Origin of the sequence: Novosphingobium sp. KACC 22771 (assembly GCF_028736195.1) — a bacterium.
Taxonomy (GTDB): Bacteria; Pseudomonadota; Alphaproteobacteria; order Sphingomonadales; family Sphingomonadaceae; genus Novosphingobium.
In genome coordinates, this window is record NZ_CP117881.1 from 2542893 (window position 1) to 2556783 (window position 13891).

A 13891-nucleotide genomic window follows, 5' to 3' on the forward strand; every position below is an offset into this window, starting at 1 on the left:
CCCCCTGACCATGTTTGGAAAAGAGTGGCAAGGGGGCTGCGGTAAGGGCCGCCAGCGTAGCCAGCGGCCCCTCACTCAATTGGAGATGATGACTTCGCGCGCCTCCTGCGCCGCCGCCGCACCGCCCACGGTGTAGCGAACGCCGACCCCTTCAAAATCAAACCCGGCGAACGTTTCCCGCACCATCGGATGATCGTTCAGCGACAGGATAAAGCGGCCTTTGATCTGGCGCAGTTGATCGGCCATGCGCTCAAACTCTGACCGCGCGAACATGCCATCGCCATAATCGCGTTCGGAGCCAAAATAAGGCGGATCTAGATAGAACAGGGTGCCGGGGCGATCATAGCGGGCGACGAATGCCGACCAATCCAGCCTCTCGATGACGACACCGGAAAGGCGTTCATGAACAGCCTCAATCATGGGGGCCAGCTTGGTCATGTCAAAGCTGGACGAGCGGGCCACCGCGACCCCAAAACTACGCCCCCTAATCTTGCCGCCGAATGCCAGACGCTGAAGGAAGAGAAAGCGCGCCGACCGCTCCAGATCGGTAAGGCTCGCCGGAGCCAACGCCGCCAGTTTTTCAAACCCCGCCCGGCTCGTAATCTGCCAACGCAACATATCCATGAAGGGTTGATAATGGCGCTGCAACACACGGAAAAAGGTCGAAACGTCCTCACTCCAATCGTTGATTACCTCGCTCTTTGGGCGTTGATCGCGACGGAAAAACACCCCGCCCATACCGACAAACACCTCGGCATAGGTTTCGTGCGGCACCGCGCCGATGCGTTCAACCAACCGGCGCGACAGATTGCGCTTTCCGCCAATATAGGGGGCCACCGGGCGAACCGGCGCAACGGGGGAAAAGGCAGAAAAGCGATTCGAATCAATCATATAGCGTCCATATAGCGACCCGCGCCGACTCGGTGGGCGGGATGGCCTCAAGTGGCCAATTGGGGACATGACGAGCGTTGATCGTCAGGCTGGGGCGTTGGTGCGCCACAGCCCCCGCCTCAATAGCGACTCCTCCCTGCTGTCGCGGGGCCGCAACTGTTGCCATGCCTCCTACAGCCCCTATCCACCGACGCGTGATTTAAAACCAGCCTTATAAGGCTATCTTCTCACTTACTTGAACCTTGAGGATTGGAAGATATTATAACGCCAGCCTTACCTGAGGAGACCAATCAATGCCCTCGGCCTTGGAAAATTTCTTATTAAGAAACTCTGTGGTTCCAGAAAAATCCCTACCACTTGTGCACTCTACAAAATCTTATAATCTAAAATCTATAATAGAATCCGAAGCTATCAAACCAAAAAAATGCGATGTATTTTTAAATGAAAGCTTAAATTACTTTTTTGTAGGGAGACCATCTTACAAATATTCAACATCTTCAAATTCGGCAGATCACTGGGAGCTCCCCTGCTGCTTCATTTTTTCGACAGATATAGTAAAAAAGCCAAGACGTATATTCCCTTTTGATTCGGGTGCTTTTTCCAAAGGAAGATTTCCAGACTACATTGAAATGATGCCAAGAGACGAATTTGAAACCAATATTCCAGATGCTCCAGAGAGAATTATCGGATCTTTTTTCGGCAGTGCGGAAAGATATTTTAAACTAGAATCCAAAAGTTCTAACTTATTTGACCAAGAATTCTCATTATCACCGTTTGATGCAGAAATATCTGCAATTTTACGTTTAGCAGGAGAAAGGACTAATTCAGACTTTGACGATCGTCGCCTTGCAATCGAAATTCAATCTGATCAAGCAGTGACTTTATCTACGAACAAGCCTTTAGCCGTAGTACTTCCCGAGCAATATCTCAGCATAGAATCAGTCATCGATAAAATACAAAATCAATGGGACGCTGAACCCATTGGATATCCTATGTATTCATTAAGTATTTCATGCTATCATGCGTTGATATATCATGAAATATATAAATATTATAAGAGGAATAACTTTCTATGAGTACGTATAAACTGGCACTATACGCCTCATTAAACCCTATTCCACCATGTTTTGTTATACCAATATTTACGAGACTTGGATCAAATGATACATTCTCGCAAGATCTGTCAATCAGCGGCTCCATCCACAGGTTTATGCAGATCCAACTTGATCGATTCGTGCAAATCCAAGCCCTTGCCCCCAATATAGATCGCAGCTGCGGCGAGGATGGGATTTTCGCCTTCTGGCTAGAAGAGAATAGAGTACTGTATGGCTCTCGAGCCGAGCTTTCAAACCTGCTTATCAACGCAGGTTCCATCATAGATTTCCCGTTTATCGAGGTTGAGTGCGCAACTTTCTTGGACGACAGATTACGATTACAGGAAGCGGCGGCGGCCGCGGCAAAACTTCTAACGAACAAGTCAGTCAGTGAGAGTTATGAGACGCGCGTAAAGAAGAGAATGTTATTTATACGAAATCTTAAAGATAGTGAAATCTTAATTCAAATTGACGAAAATGAAGAACATATTAGAAAAATAATAAAAATTCTTGAGACTGAAGATGATAATGCAAAATGGTTCATTTGCTGGAGAGATGCGTGGCCTCATTTTCGCGGTGATGATCGTTTTATAGATATTGCCAAATGGCGGATCACTACAAAAGGCTTGGGAAGCTACGAACACGCTGTTATAATGAACATCAGATTTTTTGAGCGAGCGGCATTCGAAGATTTGTCGAAGTGGTGGCTCAATAACCGTCCGGTTGATCAGCAAGGCTGGATATTGGTTTGGTCAATTACCCATCATCTAGTTAAAAATTTATCGATCGAGAAAATTCTACCCGCGCTTAAAATAGCATTCGGGCAGCAAAAGTTGTACTTGCCGCATTCACTTCTAACTGCTTGGTCAAATTTCTTTTATATCTTTCCAGAAGAACGTAAATCAATCATATCAATTGCAGAGAATAACGATGGACATGGATTTTATAAAGAAGGATTTATAGATTATGTTGTGACCCCCATACTCAGGAACTTTCCGGACAATGATTGGGCGAGATCACATTTAATAAGCTGGCTCAGCTCTGTGAGCGGCACCCCCGCTTGGATAGATAAATTTCTCGAATTTGGCAAATCACTTATCGATAAAGATTTATTTATTACAAAATCCATTACTTGGCTCGCCAATTATGGAAGAGGAACCAATAAGTGGAAGTCTCTATACAATTATGTTTCGAATGAATTAAATGATAATGAATCTTGGAACTTAAGAATTTCATGGCTTTCCGAGGCAAGAAAAGATCTAAAGAGCTGGATAGAAATCTTTGAATCGCTAGCCAATGACGCTAACTCAGAAAATTTTGAACAACTTTCTCATATTGCCAGAATGTCGCCATTGAACAAAAATGGCAATTACCGAAGCAAGGTGATTGATAATTTTGCAAAATCTCGCTTCTTCTGAATATTTATATGGGATTTTTCTATGATTCTTTAAGATTTACTATTTTCTTAAAATTACTCTATACATCAATTGATCCCCATCGCCAACATCAACCCCATGTCCGCAGGATCTTTGAACGCCACCGCCTCAAAGCCCAACAGGTCATTCACCTCCATCAACCGCCATTGCAGCGGGCCTATTTCGACATGGTAATAGGCCCGCGCGGCATCAATCACGCTGCCAAACCCGGTCCCGTTCTTGGGCACGATCCCCAGCAATTGCGGCGGCGTCCGATGCGCGGCCAGCATGTCATCGCGGGTCACTTCCTTGATGCCCAGGAATTGGTCATTCGCGCCCACCTCGGCAATCGGCATAATCTTGACACCATCGGCCTTGCCGCCCGGAATGTGCAGGAACAAGTTGCGGAAATTCCCCGGCCCCTTGGCCCCGCGCAGGGCCTTGCGAAGCGCATTGCTATCCTTGTCCTGCATGCCCGCCTCGGACACATAGAGGATGAACCCAGCATGCGATCCATTGAGGTAATAGCGCCGCCGAAAAAGCGTAGCGTTCTCATTGAGCAAGCCCGATTGCAGCGCCGAAATGTAAGACGGCATCCCATAGATTTCCTGCAACGGGTCCGGTTCCATCAAGTGATGAACCGTCCCGGCCTCCAGCAAATGCGGCTGATAGGTCATCATACCGGGCTGCACGAACCAGTGTTCCCCCGGATTGGTGCCAACGCGCGTCCACGCGGCGGGGCTGGCCTTCAGCCGCGCCACCCCGCCCAGACGGTTGGGGATGGCCTGCAAAAACGCATCGCCAAAAATCAGGTAATCCAACACCCACTTTTCAAATTCCGACCGGCTGAAACGGGCGTTGGGGATGAAGCTGGCGGCCAGCATGTTGCGCTTTAGCAGAATGGCCGATTGATGATGCGAGGCCATGCGATAGGCTTTGCCAAGGCCAATGCGGCAAATCGGCGGCTCATACCATTTGCTGCCCCGCACCACCTCAAACAGGTCGAAAATCTGGCTGCGGTTCAACACGCTTTCCGGCGCGCCAAATTCATAGGCATCCCACGGCCCGCGCGGTTCGCCCTGCCCGCCATCTGCGCTTGCGCCGGGGCCATTGTCATTGCCGGGGGTGAAGGTCATGCCTAGAAAATCTCCATTGATGATTGGCCGCCCTCGCCGCCGTCCAGCGGCTCAAAGAACAGGGCATGCATGATGGCCCAAGCGACGTCCGCATGGCCCACATTGCCCCCGCGCGAGGCGGTATAGGTCACGCCCTTGGACGTGAATTCGGGCTTGATCGCCATGAAGGACGAAACAACGTCGATCCATCCGGTGTCGAATTCCAAGCGCCCGTTGCTGATGATGTTTTTCGCCTTCAGCACCATGGCCGTTTTGAGCGGCACGGAATAATGATAGGCTTGGGCCGTGGGGAACCATTTGACCACCAGCTGGTGAACGCTGCGCCCCGCGCCGGTCGTATCAATGCCGATCCGCGTGACGTTGTATTTTGCGGCCATGGACCTGATCGCATTGGCCTGCCCTTCAAAGTCCAGCCCCTTCAGGCGCTTCTTTTCCAGCACCCGAAACTTGCCACCGGGCTTTTGCGGCGGGGCCACCACCACCAGCGCCGCATCGTCCGCCGTGGCGCTCTCGCTGGCGTTGGGGTCATAGCCGATCCACACCTCGCCATGGCCGAACGGGCGCAGGTCATAGGGCTGAAAATCGCGCTTCCACGCCTCATAACTGTCCACCATGCACCGGCGCATGAGGGCAAAGGGGAACATGCTCTGGCTGTCATCGAGAAAGATGCAGCGGAACAGGTTGTCATATTCATCGGGCGAATACTGGGCTTGCAGCTGTTCCGGGTCCACCAGATCGAAGCCGCCCGCGATGGCGTCGTCAATGGTGACGATCTGCCGCCAAATCTGATCGGCCCCCAGCATGCCCTTGCACAAGGCCGCGTGGGACACGTCCAGCTTGATCCGGTCGGCCTTGGCGCGGCGCTTGTTAAAGCGGTCGCCGTTCCACATGGGGAAGGCTTCATGCGCCAAAGTGCTGGGCGTCGAAAACAGCGTGATCGTGTATTGCTTTTGCGTCGCCATGGCCGAGGCGACTTTGAAAAGCTCCTCAAAGCCATAAATCCAAAAGCATTCATCGACAATTACGTCGCCGTGATAGCCCTGCGCCGTCCGGTAATTGGTGCCAAGGAAATACAATTCGACAGGCTCTAGCGCCTTGCCGTCCTCGTCATCACCGCGCTGGATGACGATAGGGTCGCCCTTCAACTGGATGCCGCAAACCTTTTGCACCCATTGCACAATGTAATTGCGGAAGATGTTGGCCTGTGCGCGGCTTGCCGAAATGAAAATCTGATTTTTGCCGGTTTCCAGCGCGACCAACAGGCGTTCACGCGCAAAATACCACGTCGCGCCGATCTGGCGGCTTTTCAGGATCATGCGCGTTCGGCGGCTTACGGTCGAAAGCCAAGCCTCTTGATGGCCGAACAGCCCGTCTTCCAGATCGGCGCGCAGGGCGGCCAGATGCTCCCGCGTCAGCAGGTTCTTGGCCTTTTCCTTTTTGGCCTTCACCTCGTCCGAATTGCGGTTTTTAACCTTGGGGTTTAGGTCGGTTTCATTGCCCCCGGCGCTATACTTCTGGATGCGCGCCATGCGTTCAAGCTGGCGGCCCAACAGGTCGATTTCCTTGAAATCTCCGCCCGTCTTCACCTCTTTGGCAATCAGGGTCAGATAGCGCTCGAGGATGCCTTCCTCGGCGCGCTCGGCGGGGCTGGCCTCGTCCCACTTCTGGCGCGTTTTCCAACTTGATACGGTGGCATAGGGGATGCCCAATTCATCCGCGATCTGGCTGACCGCCCACCCGCGCCAATAGAGCGATCGCGCGCGCACCTTGGCCGCGATAATGGGCGCGATCGGCACCACGTTTGCGCCATCGGGGCCGCCCTCATGGTCGCCACCAATGGCCGTCGCGCCATCCTCCGGCGCGCCGCCTTCGACGCCATCAAATGGCAGATCATCCGGGGGCAAATCGTCATCCATGCCCCCTTGCTGGCGCAGGCCCAGCGCTAACCCCACGCGCGGGCCTTGTGGGGCCAAACGCGACAATTCCGCCACGTGGGAAAAAGCCCCGGCGCGCGCTCTTGTGGCTTCACCCCAACGGCGCGCCCCGCATCAGCGCCTCAATTCAGGACGGAATGAACCCCATGGCGGATTACAAGTTTTTCTGTGTGGCCACCGAAGGCGCGACCACGGACGGGCGCGAAATCACCCGCGCCGACATTGTGAATATGGCCGAAACCTATGACTTCGCCACCCACGCCGCCCGCGTCAATGTCGAGCATATCAAGGGCGTTGCCCCCAGCGGCGAATTCGGCTCCTACGGCGATGTGCTGGCGCTCAAGACGGGCGACGTGACCGTCCAAGTCGGCGGCAAGCCCCAGAAGCGCCTCGGCCTGTTTGCCCAGATCAAGCCGCTGGACAATCTGAAGTCGCTGACCGCTGCCGGGCAGAAACTTTACACCTCCATCGAGATCAACCCCAATTTCGCCAAGAGCGGCAAAGCCTATCTGATGGGCGTGGCGGCCACCGACAATCCCGCCGCCCTTGGCGTCGAGGTGCTGAAATTCAGCGCTGGCAATCCCGCCGCCTCGCCCTTCACGGCGCGCAAGTCTGACCCCTCATGCCTGTTCACCGCCGCGCAGGAAGTGAATCTCGATTTCAGCGAAAGCCTCGCCCCGGTGCTGCCCGAAAATTCCGATGCCAGCGGCCTTTTGGCCTTCTTCAAGCAGCTTCTGAACTTCTCGGGCCAGCAGCCGGCACCTGTTGCGCCGGTTGCGCCCGTCACCCCCGAAACGCCGCCCGCCAACACCCCGGCCCTGTCCTTCGCGGCTGATCCGATGGCCGCCGCCATGTTTTCGACCCTGTTGAGCCAGGTTGAAAAGGGGCAGGCCCAGATTGCCGCCCTGACCCAGAGCTTTGCCGCCAGCGAGGCCAAGGTCGCCGAATTGCGCACCCAGCTGGAAAGCGAACCCAGCCGCAATTTCAGCCACCGGCCCCGCGCGACCGGCGCCGATGATGTCGAGCGCGCCGACTGCTGATCGCCCGCCCCATCCACACCCGCGCCCCCTCTTTTTTCAAGGATCACCCATGAATCCGATTACCCTTGAACGCTTCAACCAGTTTGTTGAGCGCATTGGCGAAATCAACGGCGTTGCCCCGCAGACCGTCACCACCCACAAATTCACGGTGGCCCCGTCGGTCCAGCAGACCCTTGTCACCCGTATGCAGGAAGATGACGAATTCCTGAAGGCCATCAACATCATCCCGGTCGATGAACAGAGCGGCCAGAAGCTGGGCCTCGGCATTGGCGGCACCACGGCGGGCCGCACCAACACCGCCGCAGGCAATCGCCGCAGGGGCGTCGATCCCACCGTGCTGGACGGCAACGGCTATCAGTGCGTCCAGACCAATTTCGACACGGCCCTGCGCTATGACAAGCTGGATATGTGGGCCAAATTCCCCGACTTTCAGGCGCGCATCCGCGACCTGATTGTTACCCGTCAGGCTCTCGACCGCATCATGATCGGCTTTAACGGCACCTCCGCCGCCGCCGAAACCGACCGCGTGGCGCACCCGCTGTTGCAGGACGTGAATATCGGCTGGTTGCAGAAAATGCGCACCGAAAACGCCGCGCGCGTTCTGTCGGCGGTGCAGGGCGGCAAGGTCGCGGGCAAGGTGTCCTATGGCAGCGATGGCGACTTCGCCAGCATCGACGCGATGGTTTACGGGGCCAAGGAAAAGCTGCTGCCGGTCTATGCCCGCCGCGCACCCGGCCTTTGCGTGATCGTGGGCGATGATCTGCTTTACGACAAGTATGGCGCGATCATGAACAAGACCGAGGGGTCGCTTGATACGCTGGCGCGCGCGGCCATCATGGCGGACAAGCAGATCGGCGGCTTGCCGACCGTGCGCGTCCCCTTCTTCCCGGCCGATGCGTTCAAGATCACCACGCTCAACAATCTGTCCCTGTACTATCAGGACGGCAAGACGCGCCGCCTGATCCGCGACGAACCCGATCTGGATCAGGTGACCGACTATCAGTCGTCCAATGAGGCTTACGTGGTCGAGGACTACAATTACGCCTGCATGGTCGAAAATATCGTCCAGCACGACGCCGACTAACCCGATCCCCAAGGGCAGGCGCGCGCCCTCCCGCGTCTGTCCACCGGCCCCGCGCTGTTTCCCCCTTTCCGGCGCGGGGCCGCTTCCCTCACCAAGGATTGCCGCATGAAGTGCCCCTTTACCGCCCATATCCAGCGCGTGTCCGCCGCCCAAGCGGCCAAGGGCCAGCAGGTCCGCCTTGGTGCTTTGCCGCTTGCCGAGAACGGCGCGGCTGCCACCGCCTACCAGTTGACGCTGGCATCGCTCGGCAATGACCTGCGCCAGCTGTCCAACACCCAATCGCTGGAAACGAAAATCAGCCTCAAGCGGGGCATGATTGACACCTACCGCCCGTGGATCGAGGGCGCTTTGGCCGCCGCAAAGCCCGCGCAGGACGAGATTGTGGGCACGATGCTGGTGTGGGCCATCGACATTGCCGAATGGCCGCTGGCGCTTGATCTGGCGCGCCATGTGCTGGCCCATGGGCTTGCCCTGCCCGAACGCTACCGCCGCACCCCGGCCACGCTGATCGCGGAACAGGTGGCCGAGGCCGGAATCGGCGCTGCCCCCACGGTCGATCTGGCCACGCTGCAACAGGTCGAGGCCATGACCGAAACGGCGGACATGCCCGACGAAGTGCGCGCCAAGGTGAAAAAGGCCATCGGTCTTGCCTTCAAGGCCCGCGCCGAGGCGTTTGACCCCACCGCCGAAAGCGCCGTGGCCGGTGGCAAGCCCGCCCTGATCGCGGCGGCCATCGCCCACTTGAACCGGGCCTTCGCGCTGGATGCCAAGTGCGGCGTAAGAAAGATCATCACCAGCCTTGAAGCCGAGGCCAAGCGCATCGCGGCGGATGCCGCAAAGACCAGCGCAGCCGAGGCGGCCAAGGCCGGGGAGAAGTCGGAATGACCGCCCGCGTGACCGTGCGCGCCGAACTGCGCCCGACCGAGGTTTACGCCTTCCCGCTGGAAAGCGGCGCGCCTGCCGACAGTGGCGAATGGCGGCTTATCGACACGCTGCAACCGGGGGAAAGCCGCGAGTATTTTGCGCACAGCCGCAAGCTGATCATGGCCCAGACCATCCCCGCCACGCCCACAGTTTAACAGTTGCGCCCCACAGCGCCGGGGGGCGGGCGATGGCCAGCGGCTTCAGCCATGCTTGGCCAGAAGGCCAAAGCCCCCACCCCCCACTTTCTCCCGCCTGAAGGATAGTCACGCATGACCGGCTCCCCCCTGATCGTCAAACCCGCCGCCCCGGCCTCGCCTGTGGGGTCGGTCATGGCGCTGGATGGCTGGTGGCCGTCAATCGACTATACCGACATGCGCGAGGCGCTGCGAATTGGGGAAACCTGTACCCATGCCCGCCTCGAGGGCGCGCTGGAAACCGCCGCCGTCACCGTTCTGGACGATCTGGCCGAATGGGGCGCGGCGCGGCGGGCCGATGGCTTCACCAGTTTGGCCGCCGTGGCCCCCGCCATGGTCATCAATGGCAAGCCCCGCCTTGTGACGCTGTTTGTGGGCGCGGTTCGCTATGCCGCCGCCGCGCTCCTGGCTGAATTCTCCACCGACTTCAGCGCAACGGGAAGCAAGGAAAGCCAAGCCGAGGCCAAGCAATGCCTTGCCGATTATTACGAAAAGCTGCGCCTGCAAAATATCCGTTCGATCCTTGGCGCAACGCGCGTTGCGGTGGAGTTGATCTAATGACGCAGGACCGCGTCTGGCCCGATGATTTCACCTATGGCTTTGGCGGGCCTGCGCCGCAGCCGGTAGCGGCGACACGCGAGGATCTTGCCAAGTTTGACGCCCGCCGCTGGTGCATCGAGCAGGTATTGGCCGCCCGCGCAGCTGCGCCACACACAGATCCGCAGCCATTGCATGTCGAGGCCCGCGCCCTGTTCAATTTCCTTTTTGGTGGCGCATGACCACCACCGCCACCGCCCGCGCCAATGAGCGCTTGGACACGCTCTGCTATCGCATCCTTGGCACCACCACCGGAGGCGTGGTCGAGGCCGCTCTGGCGCTCAATCCGGGCTTGGCGGGGGGCGGCTCATGGATTGCCGAGGGCACGCAAGTAACCCTGCCCGATGTGCCCACCGCCACGCCCAGCACGATAGAAATCGTAAAGTTATGGGATTAACTTATTAGGTGGTCACACCCGCGATATGGACGTTGGCAACGACTTCGGATTGAGGCTTTCCGCCCACCATCTTACGCAGGGCATACCACCCCGGCTGTTGCCCATGGTTGGGCAATGCCTGGTAATCGCCATCAAGCACGCCAGCAGGCTCCCCATCACTCGTATAGATGGGGTGGTTCCGATAGGTCACAATCATATTTTGTTTCTCTTGTTTTTTGCATCGAGCCAATCTCGGCGCTTCCCAAAAGATAGTTACTATTCGGCCGATTCAAGGGATACCCATGAAAACCAATAGCCTGCGCGAGGCCATTGTGGCCGCCCTGCCCGATTTCGCCACCGATCCCGACCGCCTTGCGATGTGGATCGAAAAGGGCAGCATCCGGTCGCCCATGACGGAAAGCCGCAGCTTTGAATGGGCCTATGTCCTGAATATCGCGCTGGAAAACTTCACCGGGCAACCGGCGATCCTGTTTCTGACCATCAACGATTGGCTGCGCACCAATCAGCCCGAATTGCTGCAACCGGGCGCGCACAAGGGCTATGCCCATGAGGTTGACGTAATTGACGAAAACACGGTCGACATGCACGTCAAGCTGAACCTGACCGAACGGATTGCGGTCGAGCGCCAGAGCGATGGCACCGACACGTTGCAGCATCTGGACGATGCCGAATTCATCCTGTCCGATTCCCTGCTGGACGATGACGCGCCGCTGCTGAAAGGCGTGAGCCTTAGCGGCCCCAGCTGGGCGCAGCGGTAGGCCCCGCGCATGGATGACAATCTGGACACGCTGGAGCCTTGGCTGGGCGGCTTGCTGGCCAAGACAGAACCGCGCCAGCGCATGGCCCTTGCCCGCGCCGTAGGCCAGATCATGCGCCGCACCAATGCCGCGCGCGTTATGGCCAATGTCGAGCCAGACGGCACCCCCATGGCCGAACGCAAGCCAAAGAAGCCCCGCAAGGGCCAGAAGGAACGCAAAGGCAAGGCTGGCCGCATGTTCAAGCGCATTGAACTGGCCCGCAATATGCAGATCCAGCCCTCGGCGGATGATGTCACCCTGTCATTCAAGCCGCGGATTGCCCAGACCGCCAAGGAACACCATTTCGGGCTGGAGGCCCCGGTGGACCGCCGTATCCGCAATTCCATCCGCGTCCGCTACAAGGCCCGCCGCTTGCTGGGCATCGCCGCCGCAGATCGCGAGGCGATGCTGGGCAAGGTCATGGATTGGCTGGATAAGCGGTAATCTCAGGCTGAAATGGCATTATGGTTTTCCTGTAATTGGACGAGCGAAATTACCGTCGTTTGTCGCCCAAAAATAGTCATGCTTAATCACCCATCCATCAGCTGCGCCAACTTCCAATCGATCCGAATTTATAAAACCCTTTAAAGCTTCTTCGGGATTTTTCGCACTCCCCCATACGTACATCCCCTTTAAATCTTTGGCCTTAAACCCATTAACATCTTGTACTTTCCACTCCTGATAAGTACAAATAATTAAAACACCACCACCATCTTTAGGCATCAACGAATTTACTCGGTCAATTATCGACGGATCATCCTTCATTTCCGAAACTCGCTTTGCGAACATTTCATCATGAACCCACCTAGCCGCAGCAGCAAACAATTTTACTCCTGAACCTAAACCACCTTTATTCGGATCTTTCTTTTCTTCAAAAAAGAAATTCGAACTCGGAACAATCTGCGTATAGGTAATCTCGCCCATAACAATACCCCCACAATTAAGAATAAAATTTTCTGCGGAGGCTGACACAGAAAGTCCATGAAGCAAGGAAAATCTAAAATATTTTTTCTTTATTTTTTAGTGAATTATGAAAATTAAATGGCATCATCATTCCATGCTGATGATTAAATGCGATTCTATCGCTCTCACCCCGCAACTACCTCATGCGCAAAAACCTCGCCAGCGTTAATCGTTATTACAATTTGCGATTGACACCCATCCAAATCGTTACTACAGAAAATCCCATGATGATCGTATGGGACGAACCAAAGCGCGAAGCCAACATCCTGAAGCATGGGATTGATTTTGCGGACATTGGCGAGGGTTTCTTTGCCTCGGCCCTGATCGGTCAAGCCAAGGCTGGCCGCTGGTTTGCGATTGGCGAAATGGACGGTGTTATCGTGGTGATCTTCGCCACCCTCGGCACCGAAGGCATTTCGATCATCTCGGCCCGCCCAGCAAGCCGCAAGGAAAGGAAGCTGATCGCATGACCAAGGCCAAATTCACCAAGGCGGATATGGACGCCGTTTCGGATAGCCCCGAATTGACGGCAGAGGATATTGCCGCCGCCCGCCCCTTTGCCGAAGTGTTCCCCGAAATGGCCGCCAAGATGCGGGCTACACGCGGGGCGCAAAAGGCCCCGACCAAGGTCAGCACGACCATCCGCCTTTCGCCTGAAGTGATCGCTCATTTCAAAGCGGGCGGCTCAGGATGGCAGGCGCGGATTGATGCTGCGCTCAAGGAATGGGTGGCATCGCATTGAGCCATAACCGAGACTGCCTCAGAATATCACTTTGCTCTATAGTCCTCAGTCACCTGCAACCTCGTGAGCTTTGAGCCGGAGGTCGCGGAAGAACGCGGCGCAAGTTTTGACATGGCAGGAGCTAAGGAATTTCAGAAGAATTCTCTTTTCTTGCCTGCATTGCAGATATATTGCAGAGATATGACGCACCCGCCATCGCAACTCTCGACAATTGGGCTTAAGCTGGTCACCAGCAGTGCAATGAACCCCACTTTGCTACTCTGCCTCATTTCGATGACAATATGCGTACCAGTTAGCGGGTTTCTTTTCATTCGCGACTTACCAATTCCTGCAAGTGTTTTGCTCGCCATAGGGGCCGCACCTCTAAGTGTTGGCCTTTGGCAACTGATCAAGTTTACGAACAAAGACCCAGACCGCCTCCAGCGCGAGGAGCATAACGAGAACATGCTACAGATCCGCAATGGCCTGTCAGTCAAGGAGGGGGGGCATATTATTCACCACCCCCTTTCCCAAAATTTGACAGATAATCCTCAAGTTAACGATAATTTACAAATTGAGGATCAGACACGTGTATAATTACATACTTACATACAACCCATTCAACGGATTCCCCGGAGAGCCTCGCCTTCGCAGCTTTTTTGAAAGTAATCGATTTGTAGAGCAATTCTACCAACCATACCCTG

19 protein-coding genes are annotated in these 13891 nt (G+C 55.8%); 14 read left to right on the forward strand and 5 right to left on the reverse strand.

The annotated features are described in order from the left end of the window. Positions 1-75: 75 nt before the first annotated feature. Positions 76-891 (reverse strand): DNA adenine methylase, encoded by an 816-nt coding sequence (locus PQ467_RS11635; RefSeq protein WP_274173564.1) that lies wholly within the window; start codon positions 889-891, stop codon positions 76-78. 293 nt (positions 892-1184) lie between these two features. On the opposite strand from PQ467_RS11635, the gene PQ467_RS11640 reads away from it, so the two are divergent. Then, positions 1185-1967 carry a hypothetical protein gene (locus tag PQ467_RS11640; protein ID WP_274173565.1) on the forward strand — a complete coding sequence of 261 codons (783 nt, stop codon included), beginning with the start codon at positions 1185-1187 and terminating at the stop codon, positions 1965-1967. Continuing rightward, positions 1964-3403, forward strand: coding sequence for a hypothetical protein (locus PQ467_RS11645; protein WP_274173566.1), 1440 nt, complete (start codon positions 1964-1966; stop codon positions 3401-3403). The genes PQ467_RS11640 and PQ467_RS11645 overlap by 4 nt, the downstream gene beginning before the upstream one ends. Before the next feature lie 65 nt (positions 3404-3468). Here PQ467_RS11645 and PQ467_RS11650 read toward each other — a convergent pair whose 3' ends face one another. Continuing rightward, on the reverse strand, positions 3469-4536 hold the full coding sequence (locus tag PQ467_RS11650; RefSeq protein WP_274173567.1) for a phage portal protein: 1068 nt from the start codon (positions 4534-4536) through the stop codon (positions 3469-3471). A gap of 2 nt (positions 4537-4538) precedes the next feature. Beyond that, positions 4539-6452 carry a terminase large subunit domain-containing protein gene (locus PQ467_RS11655; protein ID WP_274173568.1) on the reverse strand — a complete coding sequence of 638 codons (1914 nt, stop codon included), beginning with the start codon at positions 6450-6452 and terminating at the stop codon, positions 4539-4541. A 164-nt stretch (positions 6453-6616) separates the two neighbouring features. Between PQ467_RS11655 and PQ467_RS11660 the strand changes: the two genes are divergently transcribed. The 7 genes from PQ467_RS11660 to PQ467_RS11690 all read left to right on the forward strand — a co-directional run bounded on the left by PQ467_RS11660 (position 6617) and on the right by PQ467_RS11690 (position 10706). After that, the gene (locus PQ467_RS11660; RefSeq protein ID WP_274173569.1) at positions 6617-7510 is read left to right on the forward strand and encodes a GPO family capsid scaffolding protein; all 894 of its coding nucleotides are present in this window, start codon (positions 6617-6619) and stop codon (positions 7508-7510) included. 49 nt (positions 7511-7559) lie between these two features. Then, positions 7560-8594: a phage major capsid protein, P2 family gene (locus tag PQ467_RS11665; RefSeq protein WP_274173570.1), complete on the forward strand. Its 1035-nt coding sequence runs from the start codon at positions 7560-7562 to the stop codon at positions 8592-8594. A 105-nt stretch (positions 8595-8699) separates the two neighbouring features. After that, positions 8700-9479, forward strand: a complete 780-nt coding sequence (gene gpM, locus PQ467_RS11670) for a phage terminase small subunit (protein WP_274173571.1) — start codon at positions 8700-8702, stop codon at positions 9477-9479. Continuing rightward, complete coding sequence (locus PQ467_RS11675; protein WP_274173572.1) at positions 9476-9673, forward strand: hypothetical protein; 198 nt, start codon at positions 9476-9478, stop codon at positions 9671-9673. Before gpM ends, PQ467_RS11675 begins: the two co-directional genes overlap by 4 nt. A gap of 114 nt (positions 9674-9787) precedes the next feature. Continuing rightward, positions 9788-10270 (forward strand): head completion/stabilization protein, encoded by a 483-nt coding sequence (locus PQ467_RS11680; protein WP_274173573.1) that lies wholly within the window; start codon positions 9788-9790, stop codon positions 10268-10270. Further along, positions 10270-10491, forward strand: a complete 222-nt coding sequence (locus tag PQ467_RS11685; protein ID WP_274173574.1) for a hypothetical protein — start codon at positions 10270-10272, stop codon at positions 10489-10491. Before PQ467_RS11680 ends, PQ467_RS11685 begins: the two co-directional genes overlap by 1 nt. Continuing rightward, a complete protein-coding gene (locus tag PQ467_RS11690) occupies positions 10488-10706 on the forward strand; it encodes a tail protein X (protein WP_274173575.1) in 219 nt (72 codons plus the stop codon). Before PQ467_RS11685 ends, PQ467_RS11690 begins: the two co-directional genes overlap by 4 nt. 4 nt (positions 10707-10710) lie before the next feature. Here the strand turns inward: PQ467_RS11690 and PQ467_RS11695 are convergent, their stop codons facing one another. Then, the gene (locus PQ467_RS11695; protein ID WP_274173576.1) at positions 10711-10902 is read right to left on the reverse strand and encodes a hypothetical protein; all 192 of its coding nucleotides are present in this window, start codon (positions 10900-10902) and stop codon (positions 10711-10713) included. A gap of 85 nt (positions 10903-10987) precedes the next feature. On the opposite strand from PQ467_RS11695, the gene PQ467_RS11700 reads away from it, so the two are divergent. Both PQ467_RS11700 and PQ467_RS11705 read left to right on the forward strand, forming a co-directional pair. Next, positions 10988-11464 carry a phage tail protein gene (locus PQ467_RS11700; protein WP_274173577.1) on the forward strand — a complete coding sequence of 159 codons (477 nt, stop codon included), beginning with the start codon at positions 10988-10990 and terminating at the stop codon, positions 11462-11464. Between the two features lie 9 nt (positions 11465-11473). Further along, entirely contained in the window at positions 11474-11947 is a 474-nt protein-coding gene (locus PQ467_RS11705; RefSeq protein ID WP_274173578.1) for a phage virion morphogenesis protein, read from the forward strand. Between the two features lie 18 nt (positions 11948-11965). Here PQ467_RS11705 and PQ467_RS11710 read toward each other — a convergent pair whose 3' ends face one another. Beyond that, positions 11966-12427, reverse strand: coding sequence for a hypothetical protein (locus PQ467_RS11710; protein WP_274173579.1), 462 nt, complete (start codon positions 12425-12427; stop codon positions 11966-11968). Between the two features lie 182 nt (positions 12428-12609). On the opposite strand from PQ467_RS11710, the gene PQ467_RS11715 reads away from it, so the two are divergent. The 3 genes from PQ467_RS11715 (at position 12610) to PQ467_RS11725 (ending at position 13784) form a co-directional block, all read left to right on the forward strand. Next, positions 12610-12936, forward strand: coding sequence for a BrnT family toxin (locus PQ467_RS11715; protein WP_274173580.1), 327 nt, complete (start codon positions 12610-12612; stop codon positions 12934-12936). After that, positions 12933-13208: a BrnA antitoxin family protein gene (locus tag PQ467_RS11720; RefSeq protein WP_274173581.1), complete on the forward strand. Its 276-nt coding sequence runs from the start codon at positions 12933-12935 to the stop codon at positions 13206-13208. Before PQ467_RS11715 ends, PQ467_RS11720 begins: the two co-directional genes overlap by 4 nt. 63 nt (positions 13209-13271) lie before the next feature. Next, positions 13272-13784 carry a hypothetical protein gene (locus tag PQ467_RS11725; protein WP_274173582.1) on the forward strand — a complete coding sequence of 171 codons (513 nt, stop codon included), beginning with the start codon at positions 13272-13274 and terminating at the stop codon, positions 13782-13784. Positions 13785-13891: the final 107 nt, after the last annotated feature.

Bases quoted from the DNA above. Each gene is read 5' to 3' on its own strand.
- PQ467_RS11690 (WP_274173575.1), top strand. From the start codon at position 10,488: ATGACCACCACCGCCACCGCCCGCGCCAATGAGCGCTTGGACACGCTC.
- PQ467_RS11675 (WP_274173572.1), top strand. From the start codon at position 9,476: ATGACCGCCCGCGTGACCGTGCGCGCCGAACTGCGCCCGACCGAGGTT.
- PQ467_RS11685 (WP_274173574.1), top strand. From the start codon at position 10,270: ATGACGCAGGACCGCGTCTGGCCCGATGATTTCACCTATGGCTTTGGC.
- PQ467_RS11680 (WP_274173573.1), top strand. From the start codon at position 9,788: ATGACCGGCTCCCCCCTGATCGTCAAACCCGCCGCCCCGGCCTCGCCT.
- PQ467_RS11650 (WP_274173567.1), bottom strand. From the start codon at position 4,536: ATGACCTTCACCCCCGGCAATGACAATGGCCCCGGCGCAAGCGCAGAT.
- PQ467_RS11665 (WP_274173570.1), top strand. From the start codon at position 7,560: ATGAATCCGATTACCCTTGAACGCTTCAACCAGTTTGTTGAGCGCATT.
- PQ467_RS11655 (WP_274173568.1), bottom strand. From the start codon at position 6,452: ATGGATGACGATTTGCCCCCGGATGATCTGCCATTTGATGGCGTCGAA.
- PQ467_RS11705 (WP_274173578.1), top strand. From the start codon at position 11,474: ATGGATGACAATCTGGACACGCTGGAGCCTTGGCTGGGCGGCTTGCTG.
- PQ467_RS11635 (WP_274173564.1), bottom strand. From the start codon at position 891: ATGATTGATTCGAATCGCTTTTCTGCCTTTTCCCCCGTTGCGCCGGTT.
- PQ467_RS11700 (WP_274173577.1), top strand. From the start codon at position 10,988: ATGAAAACCAATAGCCTGCGCGAGGCCATTGTGGCCGCCCTGCCCGAT.
- PQ467_RS11695 (WP_274173576.1), bottom strand. From the start codon at position 10,902: ATGATTGTGACCTATCGGAACCACCCCATCTATACGAGTGATGGGGAG.
- PQ467_RS11715 (WP_274173580.1), top strand. From the start codon at position 12,610: ATGCGCAAAAACCTCGCCAGCGTTAATCGTTATTACAATTTGCGATTG.
- PQ467_RS11720 (WP_274173581.1), top strand. From the start codon at position 12,933: ATGACCAAGGCCAAATTCACCAAGGCGGATATGGACGCCGTTTCGGAT.
- PQ467_RS11640 (WP_274173565.1), top strand. From the start codon at position 1,185: ATGCCCTCGGCCTTGGAAAATTTCTTATTAAGAAACTCTGTGGTTCCA.
- PQ467_RS11710 (WP_274173579.1), bottom strand. From the start codon at position 12,427: ATGGGCGAGATTACCTATACGCAGATTGTTCCGAGTTCGAATTTCTTT.
- PQ467_RS11645 (WP_274173566.1), top strand. From the start codon at position 1,964: ATGAGTACGTATAAACTGGCACTATACGCCTCATTAAACCCTATTCCA.
- PQ467_RS11660 (WP_274173569.1), top strand. From the start codon at position 6,617: ATGGCGGATTACAAGTTTTTCTGTGTGGCCACCGAAGGCGCGACCACG.
- gpM (WP_274173571.1), top strand. From the start codon at position 8,700: ATGAAGTGCCCCTTTACCGCCCATATCCAGCGCGTGTCCGCCGCCCAA.